The organism is Pseudactinotalea sp. HY160 (assembly GCF_009372055.1).
Lineage (GTDB): Bacteria > Actinomycetota > Actinomycetes > Actinomycetales > Beutenbergiaceae > HY158.
In genome coordinates, this window is record NZ_WHMT01000001.1 from 450,020 (window position 1) to 465,379 (window position 15,360).

The 15,360-nt window shown below is 70.9% G+C and carries 11 protein-coding genes; 2 read left to right on the top strand and 9 right to left on the bottom strand.

Features of this window, described 5'->3' with window-relative positions; all coding sequences use genetic code 11:
* Nucleotides 1-10 precede the first annotated feature (10 nt).
* Both GCG21_RS02010 and GCG21_RS02015 read right to left on the bottom strand, forming a co-directional pair.
* Complete coding sequence (locus tag GCG21_RS02010; protein ID WP_227992876.1) at nucleotides 11-532, bottom strand: NUDIX domain-containing protein; 522 nt, start codon at nucleotides 530-532, stop codon at nucleotides 11-13.
* Nucleotides 533-604: 72 nt separating this feature from the next.
* Nucleotides 605-2,026: a hypothetical protein gene (locus tag GCG21_RS02015; protein ID WP_152817570.1), complete on the bottom strand. Its 1,422-nt coding sequence runs from the start codon at nucleotides 2,024-2,026 to the stop codon at nucleotides 605-607.
* A gap of 322 nt (nucleotides 2,027-2,348) precedes the next feature.
* Between GCG21_RS02015 and GCG21_RS02020 the strand changes: the two genes are divergently transcribed.
* On the top strand, nucleotides 2,349-2,834 hold the full coding sequence (locus GCG21_RS02020) for a hypothetical protein (RefSeq protein ID WP_152817571.1): 486 nt from the start codon (nucleotides 2,349-2,351) through the stop codon (nucleotides 2,832-2,834).
* 93 nt (nucleotides 2,835-2,927) lie between these two features.
* Here the strand turns inward: GCG21_RS02020 and GCG21_RS02035 are convergent, their stop codons facing one another.
* The 5 genes from GCG21_RS02035 to GCG21_RS02060 form a co-directional block, all read right to left on the bottom strand.
* Nucleotides 2,928-7,991, bottom strand: a complete 5,064-nt coding sequence (locus GCG21_RS02035; protein ID WP_194164884.1) for an endo-alpha-N-acetylgalactosaminidase family protein — start codon at nucleotides 7,989-7,991, stop codon at nucleotides 2,928-2,930.
* A gap of 146 nt (nucleotides 7,992-8,137) precedes the next feature.
* Nucleotides 8,138-9,160: a Gfo/Idh/MocA family protein gene (locus tag GCG21_RS02045; RefSeq protein WP_152817572.1), complete on the bottom strand. Its 1,023-nt coding sequence runs from the start codon at nucleotides 9,158-9,160 to the stop codon at nucleotides 8,138-8,140.
* A gap of 108 nt (nucleotides 9,161-9,268) precedes the next feature.
* The gene (locus tag GCG21_RS02050) at nucleotides 9,269-9,754 is read right to left on the bottom strand and encodes a hypothetical protein (RefSeq protein WP_152817573.1); all 486 of its coding nucleotides are present in this window, start codon (nucleotides 9,752-9,754) and stop codon (nucleotides 9,269-9,271) included.
* Nucleotides 9,747-10,334 (bottom strand): MarR family transcriptional regulator, encoded by a 588-nt coding sequence (locus GCG21_RS02055; protein WP_152817574.1) that lies wholly within the window; start codon nucleotides 10,332-10,334, stop codon nucleotides 9,747-9,749. The genes GCG21_RS02050 and GCG21_RS02055 overlap by 8 nt, the downstream gene beginning before the upstream one ends.
* Before the next feature lie 93 nt (nucleotides 10,335-10,427).
* Nucleotides 10,428-11,228: a sulfite exporter TauE/SafE family protein gene (locus GCG21_RS02060; protein WP_370517212.1), complete on the bottom strand. Its 801-nt coding sequence runs from the start codon at nucleotides 11,226-11,228 to the stop codon at nucleotides 10,428-10,430.
* A 201-nt stretch (nucleotides 11,229-11,429) separates the two neighbouring features.
* Between GCG21_RS02060 and GCG21_RS02065 the strand changes: the two genes are divergently transcribed.
* Nucleotides 11,430-12,617 (top strand): MFS transporter, encoded by a 1,188-nt coding sequence (locus GCG21_RS02065; protein ID WP_153879161.1) that lies wholly within the window; start codon nucleotides 11,430-11,432, stop codon nucleotides 12,615-12,617.
* A gap of 51 nt (nucleotides 12,618-12,668) precedes the next feature.
* Here the strand turns inward: GCG21_RS02065 and GCG21_RS02070 are convergent, their stop codons facing one another.
* Nucleotides 12,669-14,501 (bottom strand): DHA2 family efflux MFS transporter permease subunit, encoded by a 1,833-nt coding sequence (locus tag GCG21_RS02070; protein WP_370517213.1) that lies wholly within the window; start codon nucleotides 14,499-14,501, stop codon nucleotides 12,669-12,671.
* Between the two features lie 124 nt (nucleotides 14,502-14,625).
* Entirely contained in the window at nucleotides 14,626-15,249 is a 624-nt protein-coding gene (locus tag GCG21_RS02075; protein ID WP_152817576.1) for a TetR/AcrR family transcriptional regulator, read from the bottom strand.
* Nucleotides 15,250-15,360: the final 111 nt, after the last annotated feature.

Genomic DNA, 15,360 nt, shown 5'->3' on the forward strand with positions numbered 1-15,360 from the left:
CCGGTTCGGGTCAGCGGCCGGGCCGGCGAGCCGGGCCGCCGGGAGCGAATCCCGCGAGCAGCTCGCGCAGCTCCGGCCACGCCCGCGCGAAGCCGGGGTGCAGCGGCCGGGCGGCGACGTCGTCCACAGGCACCCACGCCAACTCGAGGCTCTCCGGATCGGCGATGACCGGGGTGAACGGAGCGAGGACCTCGGCGAGCACGGTCGTATAGCGCCAGTAGCCGGCGTCGAAGAGATGCGTGGCACGCACGCGCAGGGCCGATTCGGGCACCCCCGCCTCCTCACGGGCCTCGCGCACCGCCCCCGCGGCGGGCGCCTCGTTCGCGTGCAGTGCCCCGCCCGGAAGCCCCCACGTTCCGCCGTGGTGGCTCCACAGCGCGCGATGCTGCAGCAGCACGCCGCGCCGCGGGTCCCAGGCGAGCAGGCCGGCCGCGCCGTAGCGGCCCCAGAACCGGCCGCGCGGCCCGTCGATCCACGCATCACCCGGATTCGGTGGGCCGAGCGGGCCCCGCGCCTCCTCGTTCATGGGCATGATCCCCATCGTCGCAGGTGTGCCCGCGTGCGTCGTGGGCGGGCCGCATCGCCCAGGAGGAGGTCACGTCGATCACCAGGACGATGCGCCGACCGAACCGCCGCGTGCGGAGATGCTCGCGCCCTTGATGTTGTCCCAGACCTTGTGGGCGCCGGCCACGATGTTCTCGGCGGAGACCCTCGGGTCGTCGCCGTCGATGTCCTGGAGCCCGAGGTGGTAGGCGGCCAGCCAGTCGTCGCCCCAGCGGTTGTTGCTGAGCCGCTGCAGCGTGGCGGGCCCGCCGGCGAGGTAGGCGGCCAGTGGGTCGGGCGTCGCGGACCTGATCGAGGGGCCGGTGGCCGGCGGCGGGGCCGACCAGAGCCGGAGCGTGAAGATGCAGTCGAGGATGCCCGCCCCGAGGCTGCCGTTCATGGTCACGACCTTCGGTATTCCGACGTCCTCGAGCGGCCGGTCCGCCACCCAGCCGCGCACGGTGGCGTTCGCGCCGGCACCGAGGAGATTGGCGCTGTCGATTCGCAGCGGGCCCCGGTGATCGGCATAGACATCGGTCAGGGTGACGTTGAGGACTCCCGGTTCGGCCCCGCCGCCGACGTGGCGCACCTGGGCGGTCAGCCATGTGTCCGTCATCGCGTCACGTTGGGTGACGTAGGCGGATCGGAGGCTCGCCTGGAGCGCGTCGTAGATCCCCTGCGCCGCGACCCAGCGTTCCGGAGCCGGGGCATTCGCCAGCCGCTCGAGCATCTGTTCGCCTTGCGCGATCGAGACCTCGTTGAGCGTCGCCATCTGCCCGCGCCCGAACTGGGCCAGTGGCGTCGCCTGCGGCAGTCGGCCGCGCACGCTGCTGCTCACGTACGACGTCACTGTGGACTTGCCCGCGTCGACCGTCGCGGTGACGAACTCCTGGGCGAGCCGTCCCGCGGCACCGACGACCTCTGCGGGAACCGTGCCGGTGGCCTCTCCCTGGATCGCTCCGGCGAGCACGGCTGCCCGGATCGTGCCACCGAGGCGGTTGATGATCGCCGTACCGATCCCACCGAGGGCGAGTCCGAGTGCGGTCTCCAGTGCGCCGACGATCAGGCTCTCGGCGAGGGAGGGGGGATCGGTGCTCGCCGCGCCACCCGAGCCGATGAAGTCGGTGACTGCCTGCTGCTGGCGGGCGACCACGCCGCCGGTCGTGTCCCACAGGCCTTTGACCGCCTGGGCCGCCAGCGCGTAGTCGCCGTTGTAGCGGACGTCGAGCTCGGTGCGCGGTGCGGCGGCCGCGGGTGCGGCGGGGGCCGTGGGGGTGGCGGTCGGTGCCTGCGCGGTGTCCTGCCGTTGTACGAGCCGGGTGACACCGCCGTTCCCGATGGCGTGCTGGAGGCTGAGGAGGTCTCGGGGCTGGGGGCCGGGCGTGGCGACGGGGGAGATGACGGGCGTTCGCGGCCTGGTCGCCGCGACGGGTGTTCTTCCCGCGTCGGCCCGGGCCGCCTGCGGGGGCGCGAATCGACTCATGTGTCATCTCCGTCCGGAGCGAACGATCGCGCTGTCGCGCGGATCGAGGATGACAGTGTGCGCCCGCCGTGCCCATCGGGGAATGGTCGCGAGGGCAAGCATCGTGCCCGTTGGTGCACATGTGCTCGCGGCGGGCCGGCACGGCTCGTGTCCGATGCGGAGCGAGCGCCGGGTCGACCGTCGAGGCTCGACGGGAACGGGGAGAGCTCCGGCGCGGATCCTCTGGTCGTCTCGCGCGGGAACTGTTACGTTTCCCGAGCGGGAATGGCCCCGTGCCCGCCCGGTGGCACATCGGGTGGCTGGACACGATGAGGTGGACACGATGAGAGATCGAACGAGAGCGACGAGCGTCCTCGGGCGGGTGACCGCGACCTGTGCGACGCTCGCGCTCGCGGCGGGTGGGGCGATCCTGGTGGCGGCGCCGGCATCAGCGGGTGCGGGCGGCGGTGAGGTTCCGTGCCCGACGGCGACGCGGCCACCCTCGACCAATACGTGGTTCGACAAGGCCGGTGAATACCGGGGTACGCGCCTCCTCTCGAGCACGGCCGGCCCCCGCGGGGGCATAACGGTCTGGCGGGAGAACGTCTACGAGACGTTCGGCGACGACTTCTACCAGCGCGAGTCCTGGACCATCAACAGGACCGGCGAACCGGAGCGGACCGACTGTCAACGACAAGAGCACCCGAAGCCCGAGCCTCGTGGGGGCGGCGGCAGCGGCAGCGGCTACCACTCCTATGGCGGAGGAGTGCACATGATCGCCACAACGACCTGGGTCAAGTGGAAGGTCTCGGTCGGCTCCGAACAGTAGGCCGCCCACGTCGTTCCGGGCGGAGAGACAACGGGTCCCGGTCGACCTCCCCGTGAGGAGGGTCGACCGGGACCCGTTGTGTGGTGCCGGGACTCAGCTCATGCGGCGCCGCCGGCCGATGAGGAGCGCTCCGGCCGCGGCCAGGAGGAGACCCGCGACGATCGCCGCCCCGACCTGGAGGCCCGTGTCCGGCATCGACCCGGAGTCACCGCCGGCATCGCCGCCCGTGCCGCCGGAACCCGTGTCGCCGGAGGCGGCGGCGTCACTGTCGGCGTCGCTACCGGAGACAGATGCGCCGGCATCCGCGCCACCGGAGCTGTCGGAGCTGTCGCCCGAGCCGTTCGCGCCGGCGTCGGCCCCGTCGGAGCCGGCATCGGAGCCCGTGTTCGAGCCGTCCGAGCCGCTGTCGGACCCGCCGACCGAACCGTCCGAACCATCCGAGCCGCCATCGGAACCGTCCGAACCGTCCGAACCGCCGTCCGAACCGCCGTCCGAGCCGCCGTCGGACCCGCCGTCGGACCCGTCGGAGCCATCGGACCCGTCCGAACCGCAGTCCGGGCCGGGGACGTCGTCGGGCCGCTCGCCGGGCGTGAAGCCCTCGAGCGTCGTCGACGGGGTGCCGTAGACCCGCATCTCGGCGGCCGCGGCGAAGGGAAGCCCGTTGAGCGCGCTCGTCGCGGTGAACCGCACGTAGGACGCGGTCACCTCGTCGAAGTCGATCTCCTGCATGCCCTTCTCGTCGATGTCGGTGAACGCTCCGGAGGCGACGTCGGTCCAGTTCTGGCCGTCGTCGGAGACCGCGATCTTGTACGCCGCGACCTTGCCGTTGTTCCCGCCGTCCTGACGGTTCTGGTAGCCGAAGCCGTCGATCGTCGCCTCACCGCCGAGGTCGAGGGTGAGCCAGTGCGGGTAGTCGTCCGTGGAGGGGTTGTAGCGGGTGTGCCAGATGGTCGAGGAGTTCCCGTCGAGCACGAACTCGGCCGGCCCCTCGCTGCCCGCTCCGGACTGTTCGGAGTCCGCGGTCGCCGTCATCGAGGCGGGGGAGAGCATCGACCGGCTCGACACCGTCGCCTTGACCTCCGCGCTCGCGGTCTTGGTCGCGCACTCGTTGAAGTAGGTGCCGGTCGCCTGCAGCCGGACGGTCGTGCCGGCGGCCTCCGCGGGGGCGGTGATGAGCCACGTCGTGGACACGGTCTCGCCCGGCGCGACGGTCTCGAACAGGTTGCCGTCGGGGTCGGCCACCTCGACGGTCCAGCCCTCCGGGACCTGCGCCAGGCCGAGGGCCACATTGTCTGCGGCGGTCTGCTCGCTGTTCGTGAACGAGGTCGTGTACGGGCTCGGCACGCCGGGGCTGAGCGCGGCGGCGGGGGCGGTGATGCCGGCGCACGCGGCACCGCCGGTCGCCTCGCCGAGGTCGGTCACGGTGAAGTCGTCGAGCACGAAGTCCGCGCCGGTGGCACCGGTCAGCTTGCGCAGCCCGACCCACGTGTCGCCGCAGCCCGCGATGATGTCACGCGAATACCTGGTCGTCTCCAGGGCCGGTGCCATGGTCTCGCTGGTCACCTCGACGTTGCTCAGCTCGCCGCCCGCGATCTGGTCGGCACCGGTGATCCAGGCCCACACGCCGTCGATATTGGTCTGGTAGTCGAAGGAGACGTTGTACTTGTGGCCCTCGACGAACGGCACGGTCGCCGGGATCGTGCGGTAGACGAGGCCGGTGTTCTCCTCGTGCGCCTTGAGCGAGTTGTCGCCGTCGAGCACGTCGTCCACGGCCAGACCGTCGAGCGTGCCCGAGTTGTACGGGCGGTTCTCGTTCTTCCACGCCTTCTGGCTGTAGGGCTCGTGCAGGTGGCTGATCGACGTGCGCGGGTCGGTCGAGCCGCCGGCATCGCCCTTGACGAAGGGGCCCCAGCCGGGCTGGTTGCCCTCGAAGTCGTTCGATGCGATGAGCGTGCCGTCCGCGACGCCGGTGTCGGCGGTCGTCGGCGTCCACGTCTCGGTCGAGGCCATGACCCGGACGTCGTCGAGCGTGACGTCGGGCGTTCCGGCGGCCGCCGAGATCGAGACGGTCACGGTGCCGGAGGCGGGTGCGATGAACGAGACCCGGGCGCGCTGGGAGTAGGAGCCGGTCTTGGCGTCGGCCGCGACCCAGTTCCGTGCGGGCGTCAGGTCGAAGCGTGTGGACGGCGCGGTGTCGGCATCCGTGCCGCTCACCTCGAGCGTCACGGGGCGTCGCTCGCCTGCCTCGATCTCCACGTTGGCGCTGAGCGTGTACTGGCCACCGGACTCGAGGCCGGTCACCTCCTGGGAGATGCCCGAGGCGTCCGTGCCGAGCCGCAGCACGTTGTCGCCCTTGTCGTTGCGCAGGATCTGCGGGTCGCCGGTGGCGTTCCAGTCGGCGGTGTCGCCGGAGTTGAAGCCCGGGTCCACGAGCCCGGAGTGCTCGCCGTAAGAGGCGCCGGCGTGCGGGGCGCTCTCGCCGGTCGGGGCGAGCACGTACGGAACGCCCGCCTCCCCGGTCAGGGTGACCTGGCCGCCGTCCGCACGCACGTCCGCGACCTTGGCCCGACCCTGGTCGGTCAGCTCGTAGAGGGCATAGCCGCCGTTCGGGTCGAACTGGTCGGTCAGGTCGAACGTGGTCGCGCCGGAGGAGTCGGCGTTGTAGTAGTACATCTTGTCGGCGTCGGCCGGGGAGGTCGTGCCGTTCGAGGCGGTGTCGCCCCACGGCAGCAGGTAGGCCCCGCCCTCGGCCACGCGCGCGCCGTCCATGTGGATCGTGCGGACGCCGCCGCTCACGCTCACCTCGATGGTCGCCTCGCCGTCGCTCAGCGTGGCTCCGGTGCCGAATTCCCACTCCTGGATGGGGAAGTGCTGGAGGAACTTCGTGGGCAGGTTGTCGACCCAGATGTTGTCGTAGAACGTGTTCCAGTCGTTGTGGCCGGTCCAGCCCTCGAAGTCCTTGATCTGGGTGAAGCCGAGCACTGGGTCGGGGTTCCACACGTCGCGCTGGCCGTTGGCGATGAAGCGGATGATATTGGAGTTGATGCCCTTGTTCGTGGCGCCGCCGTAGCCGCGGTCGGTGGCCCAGTGCGACCAGAGTGAGGTGCCCTCGAAGCTGTAGGCCCACTCGCTGGCCACCTCGAGGCCCATGCCGTACAGCTGCTCGGCGAGCCCGTCGGCGAGCCAGCCACTCGAGTAGTAGGCGTCGATGTACACGCCGGCCAGGCCGGGCGCCTCGTCGGCGAGCTGGGCGAAGCGGTCGAGGATGTGGCCCTCGCCCAGGTCCCAGCGCTGGTCGATGAAATAGGCCTGGTTGAGCCAGTTCCAGTTGGGCCCGCCGCCCTGGACGAGCCGGTCGGAGAAGTTCTCTGCCTGCGGGTAGGCCTCGGTGGCGTTCACGTGCACGGCGACGTCGGTGTTGAATCCCGCACCCGCCTCGATGAGGGTGTTGAAGTCGGCCAGGCCGCCGGCGCGGGTGTTGTAGTTGCCGCCGTAGTCGGGGTGGGCCGAGTCGTGGCCCTCGTCGCCGTAGCCCTTCTCGAGGATCCACTGGCCGAGGTTGTCGGTGCTCATCGAGACGCGCTTGACGTTGTCGAGGGTCTTGAGGAACGGGTTCGTGGCCTGGGAGGCGAAGTTGAACGGGATGTGCTGGACCACGCGCTCGGGCACGCGCTCGGCGCCGAGCGGGGCGCTCATGTGCTCGCGGAAGGCGATGGCGCCGTCCTGCCAGTCGACCTCGCCGCTGCCGTTCTCATCGCCTGCGAGCACGACGGTCGCCTTGGGCAGCGCGTAGACGTCCACGCGGGGATCGGTCGCGCCGCGGGGGGCGTAGGTCCAGTTGCCGACCGAGAGCTCGGCCCGGCGGGCGCCGTCGCCGGCGTCGACGATCTGCGAGAGCAGTCGGTCATTCCAGTGACGGTTGGTGGAGTCGTCCGTGCCGTTCGTGAGGAGGCCGGCTGAGATCCCGGCGTTGCTCACGAAGGCGTACGGGGTGCCGACCGGGGAGGAGTCGAGAGGGGTATGGGCGGCGATCTCGATGAACTGGTCGGCGGTCGTGGTCGAGTCGGTGTCGATCCCCGTGCGGGCGAGATGGGCCCCGGTCTCACCGGAGTCGACCGAGACAAGGGAGTGGTTCGGGATCGAGATCTCGTCGACCCTGGCTGCGTCGGCGCCGGTGAGCTCGGTCATCTCGAAGACGACGGTGTCCTCGTCGGTCACCGTGATCGTCGAGGTGATCGTCAGGTCGCCGAACCCGGGTATCTGCGAGACGTAGGTGGCGGTGTCGCCCTCGATGGTGCCCGTGGTCTGGGCGGCGTAGTCCCTGCCACCCTCCTCGTTCTTCGGGGCGTCCGTCGCCCGGATGTTGAACGTGTCGAGCTGGGTGGCCTGGCCGCCGATGGTGGCGCCGTCGAGATCGTAGGAGACGACCTGCGGGAAGTCGTCGTCCACCGCGACGTCGAGGCCCGCGCCGTTGCCGATGGTCACCGGGGTCGCGGGCGTACCGGGCTCGACGCCGTCACCCCCGTCACCTCCGTCACCGCCGTCGCCGCCGCCGTCACCGAGATCGTCGGTCGTGTAGACGACGAGTTCGGAGGCCGAGGCGTTGCCGCTGCCGTTGACGGAGCTGATCACCTCGAACTTGACGTATCGAGCGGTGACGGGCGCGTCGAAGACGACGTGCTGGATCTGCTCGTCGTTCGTCGGTTGAGCGAACGTGGCGGTGCCCACGGCCGTTCCCCAGTCGCCGTCGGCGGCCGTGGCGACGGCCGCATCGTCGGTCGCGTACACGGCGACGTCCTTGGCCGGGCCGTTGCCCTGCTCCTTGACCGAGTACCCGAGGCCGGTGAGGACGTGGCTCGCGCCGATGTCGAAGACGAGCCAGTGCGGCATCGGCAGGACCTCGGGGCTGAACTCGCTCCCCCACTGGGTGGAGTAGTCGCCGTCGAAGGCGGCCGCGGCGGTGCCGTCGAGCGAGGGCGGCGCCGGGTACGGGTCGGCCTCGGAGTCGAAGCTCAGGAGGCTGTAGCCCGAGTTCGGGATGGCCTCCCCGGCGGGGTCCGCGGCGTACGCGGGCAGCGCGAACGCGAGCGGGCTGAGGAGGAAGCCGAACCCGGCCACGATGGCGGCGGAGCGGCGGCTGCGGAGTGAGAGGGGCATCTTTGACCTGGCTGCTTCGTTGAGGCTGATGGTGAACAACTCGTTCACAATAACTCACAGGTCATGGGGGCACAAGTGATCGAAATTTGAAAGAAATATTCAGTTCCGCTCATGGGGCGGGTGGTGGACGGAAGTTCCGAGAGGCCTCACCGTAGGTCGGCGAGCCACACCAGCCGCCCGGTGTCGGCGGCCTCGTAGAGCCCCCGAAGGAGTCGGGTGACCGCCAGGCCCTCGGTCGCGTCCACGAGCGGGGCCCGACCGGTGTGGATCGCATCGATCACGTCGTGCCAGTAGGCGACGTGGCCGGCCAGCCCGATGGCGCCCGGGTCGGCCGCCCCGCTCGCCGGAGCCGGGGCGGCATCCGGGGCCGGCACGCCCGGGATCTCCCACGCGTGCACATCGCCCTGTCCGAGCGTGAGCATGCCGAGCGAGGTGTGCACGGTGACCGTCGCGGGGAAGCCGGGCGGGGTCGCGGTCGAGGTGGAGAGGAGGCCGAGGGCGCCCGAGGCGAACCGGGCGGTCGCGACCATCGTGTCCTCGGCGGCGATCGGCAGCGCGAGCGTCGCGGTCTGCGCGGTCACGGATTCGACCGGCCCGCAGAGCCATTGCAGCAGGTCGACGTTGTGCACGCCCTGGTTCACGAGGGAGCCGCCCCCGCCGGAGCGCTCCGATCGCCATGGGGCGGCGTCGAAGTATGCCTGGTCGCGATACCAGTGCACGTGGGTGGTGGCCAGGCGGATCTCGCCGAGTTCGCCCCGGGCAAGGAGGTCGTGCACGCGCCGGTAGACGGGTTCGAAGCGCCGCTGGGAGACCATCGTGACGATGCCCGGGCCCTCGGCCTGCAGGTCTGCGAGGGTCTCGGCCTCCGCCACGTCGAGCGTCATCGGCTTCTCCACCACGACGTGCCGGCCCGAACGGGCGACCGTGATCGCGGCGGGCCCGTGCAGGGCCGACGGTGAGCAGAGCACGACGATGTCGACCTCGCCGCGTTCGACGAGCTGGGCGTGGTCGAGCCACCGTGCCCGCGGCCAGCCGCAGTCGGCGCCGCTGCCCTCCCTCCCGCCGCTGTAGGCGGTGACCGCGACGTCCTCGATCTCGCGGAGGGCGCGGGCGTGGGTCGCTCCGATCGTGCCCATGCCGACGATCCCGACGGTGAGATCAACTGACATGGCGGCGTCCTTCGTGGAGGGTGGGCCGGCGGGCGCGGAGCGTGGACCGAGCTGCGGCGTCTGTCGTGGGAGGGTGGTCGGTGGTGCCGGTCCTGTTCGAGGCCCGACTCACCACGGGCCGACCTGAGCCAGGGACTTTGTCATGTGTTCGACTATGGCGGTCACATCGCAGTGGGCGTGACGACACTCGGTGACGGTGACCGGTGCCTCGCCGATTCGCGGGTACTCGCTCTCGTTACGCCGACGTCGCATCGTGCGAAACGGCCGGACGATATGCCGCACGTTCGGTCCCAGCTGCGCCTCGATCGACTCCTGTACGGCCAGATGGCCGCCGCCGGTCGTCGGCCGGAGTCCTTGCCTCGCCAGTACCGCCGTCATTGCTTTGCGGGCGGCATCGTAGGTGAGCGTGAATGCCGAGGGAGGATGGTGATCGATGAGTGGCGCGGCGGCGCTCAGGTGGCCTGCCGCCTGGTCGATGAGCAGGTCGGCGTGCTCGGGCGAGGGGTCGACACGTTCCAGCTCTCGACGGTGGATCATGTCCGTGATCTCGGCCTCGCCTTGGGGCCAATGCCCCGGAGGTGGACGGTCAATCATCGGGCTCTCCGAGTAGGTGGACGACCGGGCGGCTCAAGATTGTAGTCTTGAAGGAGCCCGTGTCGCAGTCCCAATCGTCGGCGGCAACGAGGCGATGATTGACTTCGCGTCGTAGGATCCGTTCGGCCTTCTCAATGGCGTCGCCGAGAGCCGGTCGGTCCGGGCTGCCGACGATGAGGACGTCCAGGTCGTTGGGCACGTGTCCGGGCTGCTGCTGGTATCGGGCCGCCCATGATCCATAGATGAGGGCACGGTCGATGCCGGACAGGTCGCCGAGGAGGTCTCGGAGGACTCCGATCGGGCCGAAGGTGAGCATCAACAGCTCGGCCAGTGGTCGGTAGACCGGGTTGTCGGTCGCAGCCGTGACGACCCGCTGGTTCCCGCGTCGGCGAGATCTGACCAGGCCCGACTCCAGGAGCCGGTCCACCTCACGCATGACGGTCGGAGTGGAGGTTCCGACGGCGGCGGCGATCTCGGTCAGGCTCTGCTCGACGTCGGGATGGAGCATGATCCACGTGATGATCTCCCCCTGGGCTCGGCTCCGAAGTAGGGGCAGCAGCACCGGACTCGGATGTTTCATGAAAGCGAGCCTAACATCGCTTTCATGAAATATGCAGGTTGGTCGAGCCCGCCGGGAGAGGTGAGCTCCGTCGTTCATGCGCCGTGCGGTCCGTCACCGGCGGCGCCTGCGCTCCGTGAGCGCCCGGGCGGACATCTGGACGGCGACGAGCGCGAGATAACCGGCGAAGAGCAGGTTTCCGACGAACGGGTCGATGCGCGTGGCCAGCCAGGCGCCCAGGGCGGTCGTGGTGCAGGCCGCGACACCCACGAAGGCGGCCGCGCGCAGGTCGACGTTGCGGCGGCGAAGATTGCCCAGCAGCCCCGAGGCGGCAGTCGGGATCATCACGAGCAGCGAGGTGCCGCGGGCGACGAGGTCGCTCATGCCGAAGGCGAACATGAGCGCCGGAACGATGATCACCCCGCCACCCACCCCGATGAGCCCGGAGACGACGCCGGTGAGGAGCCCGAGGCCGCCGAGGCCCAGGCCGCTGCCCCAGCCCAGGTCGAATCCCGACCCGCGTGTGGGGACCACGAGGAAGAGCCCGACGATCACCACCACGAGGAAGGCCACGAAGCCCCACCGCAGTGCCTGCTGGGAGATCCGGGGCAACAGCGCGGTGCCGACCTGTGCGCCGATCGCGGCGCCGACGGCGAGCACGAGGGCCGGCAGCCACGCCACCGCGTCCGTGACCGCGTAGGAGATCACCCCGATGCTCGCCGCGGGCACGATCGCCGCGAGCGAGGTCCCGGCGCCGAGCCGCTGGTCGAAGCCGAGCCACAGCACGAGCAGCGGCAGGATCACGGTGCCGCCGCCGACCCCGAACAGGCCCGAGAACAGTCCGGCGACCAGGCCGATGACGATCAACGGGAGGGGGGAGCGATCTCGGACACGGACGTCGTCCGACCTGCTCACCTGTGACTCCCGTCTGCCGTGTCGCTACGGCATTCTTCCATGAACACGGGCCGCCACCGCGCCACGGTACTCATCGCCCGCCCCCGATGCGGCCGAACGGATCCCGCGGGACTAAACTCGACGACCGGTACCGGCCGGACGCGCGAGCCGGCCCGGGAGCGGCGCGGCCGGCGGCGACACCGAGGCGAGGAGGAGCAGGGCGTGACCGAGCGGACGCTGTGGTCGAAGGAGTTCCTCGTCGCGATCGCGGTCAACCTGTTCATGTCGAGCGTGTTCTACCTGCTGCTCACCTCGATGGCGGGCTACGCCGTGGCGGAGTTCCAGGCGTCCGAATCCCTCGCCGGGCTGGCGGCCTCCGGCTTCATCATCGGCTCGGTCGTGGGCCGACTGCTCTCCGGCAAATACCTCGACTTCGTGGGCCGGCGGCGCCTGCTCGTGCTCACGATGATCGCCTATGTGCTCGCCTGCCTCGCCTACATCCCGGTGACCGACCTGGGCGTGCTCATCGCGGTGCGGCTCGTGCACGGGCTCGCGTTCGGCGCCGGCAACACGGCACTGGTCGCCTCGGTGCAGGCGGTCATCCCACCCGGGAAGCGCGCCGAGGGCAACGGCTACTTCGCCACCGCCACGACCCTGTCGACCGCCGTCGGCCCCTTCCTGGCCGTGTGGCTCGGCGAGAACTACGGCTTCACCAGCGTGTTCCTGGTCGCGACCGCCTGCGCCGGGGCCACCCTCGTGGCCGCGTGCTTCTTCACCGTGCCCGAGCGGGAGCCGAGCCCGGAGGAGCGCCGTCTCAAGTGGTCGATGCGGCTCTCCTCGTTCATCGACCGCGGCGGGCTGCGCCTCGGCCTGGTCATGCTGCTCGCCGGGCTCGCGTTCGCCTCCGTGCTCAGCTTCATCGCCGTGCACACCGCGGACCTCGGAATCCCCGCCGCCTCGAGCGTGTTCTTCGTGTCCTACGCCGTGGCCTCGTTGTTCGCGCGGCTGTTCGCGGGGCGGATCCAGGACCGCCTCGGCGACAACATCGTGGCGATCCCGGTGTTCGGCTGCTTCGCGGCCGGCATGGTGCTCGTGGGCCTGGCCACCACGACGGCGCTCATCGCGGCCGCCGGCGTGCTCATCGGGCTCGGCTTCGGGTGCCTGCTGCCCACGATGCAGGCGATCCTCGTCGACCAGGTGCCGCCGCCGCGCGTGGGCGTGGCCACCTCGACGTTCTTCCTCCTGCTCGACACCGGCTCCGGCGTGGGCCCGGTGCTGCTCGGCCTCGTCGGCGGGGCCACGGGATTCGCCACGATGTTCGTGCTCTCCTCCGGGCTCGTGGTGCTCGCCGCGATCGCCTACCTGGGCTTCCACGGGTTCGCCTCGGGCGGTCGCCCGGCCCGCGCCTGAACTCGCGCTGAGTCTGCCTGAGCCGGGTCCGAGTCGGGCCTGCGCCGGAGCCTATGGACGACGCCGCTCGCCTCCCGCCGGCCCGTGCTCGGGTCGCTCGGGGTGCTCGGGTGCGATCGAATCGCCGGGTGGCTCCGGGCGCTCCGTGGGCTCCGCGGGCCTCCGGTGGGCGGGCGGCGCGGCGCCGCGGTGGGAGACGGGCCGGGCGTCCGGCGCGGCGCCGGGATCCGCGTGCGCCCCGCCTGGATGGGGGGAGCCCGGTGCGGGGCGCCCGCCGACGCTCGTGGTGAGCGGCTTCTCCTCGAGGAAGCAGGCGACCACGAGGCCGAGCACGAGGAGCGGCACGAGGTAGAAGTAGAGCGGGATGAGGGCCTCGGCGTAGGAGACCACGACGGCGTGGGCGATCGGTTCCGGTAGCTGGGCGAGCTGGTCGGGGGTGAGGCTTCCGCCCTGCTCCCCGGCCTGGTTCAGGTGGGCCGCCGCGTCCGGCGGCAGGTTGAGCGCGAGCCGATCGCCGAGGCGGGAGACGAACAGGGATCCGATGAGCGCGGTGCCCACGGACGCGCCGATCTGGCGGAAGAAGTTCACCCCGGCCGTGGCCGCGCCGACCTCCGGACGGGAGACGGCGTTCTGAACCACGAGGACCAGGGTGGGCATGATGAACCCGATGCCCAACCCGAGCACGACCATGAAGACGCTCGACTGAAGACGCGAGGTGCCGGCGTCCATGCGCGAGAGCAGGAACATTCCCACGGCGGCGACGCTCGTGCCGAGGATGGGGAAGACCTTGTAGCGCCCGGTGCGGGTGATGAGCTGGCCGGTGGTCACGGCGGCCGCCATGAGGCCGCCCATGAGCGGCAGCATGAGCAGCCCGGAGGTGGTGGCGCTCGCGCCGAGCGAGAGTTGCAGGTACGTGGGCAGGTAGCTCACGGCGCCGAACATCGCCACGCCGAGCAGGAACGCGAGCACCACGTTGACGCGGAACACGCCGTTGCGGAACAGTCGCAGCGGCAGGATCGGCTCGGCGGCGCGGCTCTCCACCCACAGCCACAGCGGCGTGAGCGCGAGCACCCCGATGCCGAGTGCGACGATCTGCGGCGAGGTCCACTCGTACCGTCGCCCGCCCCAGGTGAGCAGCAGCACGAGGCAGGCGACGGCGCCCGCCATGAGCACCATGCCGCTGTAGTCGACCCGGCGCCGGCGCTGGGGGCGCGGCAGGTAGAGGGAGAGCGAGGTGACGACGAGGGCCGCGATGCCGATGGGAACGTTGATGTAGAAGATCCACCGCCAGCTCGCGTGCTCGGTCAGGTAGCCGCCCAGGAGCGGGCCGAGCACCGTGGCCACCCCGATCATCGGGCCCATGATCGACATGTACTTGCCGCGCTCGCGGGCGGAGACGATCTCGGCCATGATCGTCTGGGCGCCGATCATGAGGCCGCCGGCCCCGATGCCCTGGACCGCCCGGCACGCGATGAGCATCCCCATGTCCTGGGACAGGCCCGCGACGACCGAGCCCGCGAGGAAGATGACGATCGCGACGTGGAACGCGTTGCGCCGGCCGATGAGGTCGCCGACCCGGCCGTAGATGGGCATCGCGATGGTCTGGCCGAGCAGATAGATCGTGATGATCCACGAGATCTGCTCGAGGCCGTTGAGATCGGCCGCGATCGTGGGCAGCGCGGTGGCGACGATCGTCTGATCCAGGGCGGCCATGAGGATGCCGAGGATGAGGCCGACGAAGATGACGATGAGCTTGCGGCGGGGCAGCGGGCCGGGTGCTCCGGCCGCCGGCGGCCCGGTCCGGGCCGTGTCTGTCTTGCCTGTCGTGTTCGTCGTGTTCGTCGAGCCGGCTGAGTGCGGGGTGAGCGCGGTGCGCGTGGCCACGGGGTCGACCTCCCGGGGGAGAGAGCTGTGTTCGGGGTGGTCCTCGAATTCGAAGGATCGGTGTTGCGACGGCGGCTGCTCGGTTGCCGCGGGGGCGGCGGCGGGCCGGTTGCGGGGCGACCGGTCAGGGGATCGTGCCGCCGAGGCGGGTGCGCAGGATCGTGAAGGACTCCTCGACGAGATCGTCGAGGCGTGCGTCGCCGGTGATCCAGCGACGCAGGGAGACGCGCAGGACGCTGCCGGCGAGGGCGCCGAGGAGCTGCGGGGTCGGATCGGAGGCCGGGTCGAGGTGCATGCGCTCGGCGAGGGCCGCCGCGATGGCCGCCTCGAGCGCCGCGGCCTGCCCGAGCTGACGTGCCAGGAGCGAGGGGTGGGCGTGGATGAGCCGCTGCCGGGCGAGGGTGCGGTCCCGGTGCACGTGGGCCCCCCGGAGCACCTCGCTCTGGGCGAGGGCGTGTCGCAGGGACTCGAGGGGAGGCTCGCCCTCGGGACGGGCGAGGATCGCCGCATGCAACTCGGCGGCCACGGCGTCGGTGTGATCGATGAGCGCGTCCTCCTTGCTCGCGAAGTAGTTGAAGAACGTGCGCGGGGAGACGTCGGCCGCCTCGGCGATCTCGTCGACCGTCACGTTCTCGAGCCCCCGTTCGAGGGCGAGCTCCATCGCGGCGTGGCGCAACGACCGGCGGGTGTCCTGCTTCTTGCGTTCGCGCAGCCCCTCGGGCGGGGCCGTCGTGATCGATTCCGACATGCTTACAGCCTATGCATCATTGCAGTCGCCGCACAGACGCTCCCGCGGTCCGATCGACGACCGAGCGAGGTCGGCCCAGCTGTGTTCCGCCCGGATCCGCCGGCCTCTCCA

Coding starts and splice junctions, on each gene's coding strand:
- GCG21_RS02035 (WP_194164884.1), bottom strand. CDS start 7,991: ATGCCCCTCTCACTCCGCAGCCGCCGCTCCGCCGCCATCGTGGCCGGG.
- GCG21_RS02055 (WP_152817574.1), bottom strand. CDS start 10,334: ATGAAACATCCGAGTCCGGTGCTGCTGCCCCTACTTCGGAGCCGAGCC.
- GCG21_RS02050 (WP_152817573.1), bottom strand. CDS start 9,754: ATGATTGACCGTCCACCTCCGGGGCATTGGCCCCAAGGCGAGGCCGAG.
- GCG21_RS02010 (WP_227992876.1), bottom strand. CDS start 532: ATGCCCATGAACGAGGAGGCGCGGGGCCCGCTCGGCCCACCGAATCCG.
- GCG21_RS02015 (WP_152817570.1), bottom strand. CDS start 2,026: ATGAGTCGATTCGCGCCCCCGCAGGCGGCCCGGGCCGACGCGGGAAGA.
- GCG21_RS02075 (WP_152817576.1), bottom strand. CDS start 15,249: ATGTCGGAATCGATCACGACGGCCCCGCCCGAGGGGCTGCGCGAACGC.
- GCG21_RS02020 (WP_152817571.1), top strand. CDS start 2,349: ATGAGAGATCGAACGAGAGCGACGAGCGTCCTCGGGCGGGTGACCGCG.
- GCG21_RS02045 (WP_152817572.1), bottom strand. CDS start 9,160: ATGTCAGTTGATCTCACCGTCGGGATCGTCGGCATGGGCACGATCGGA.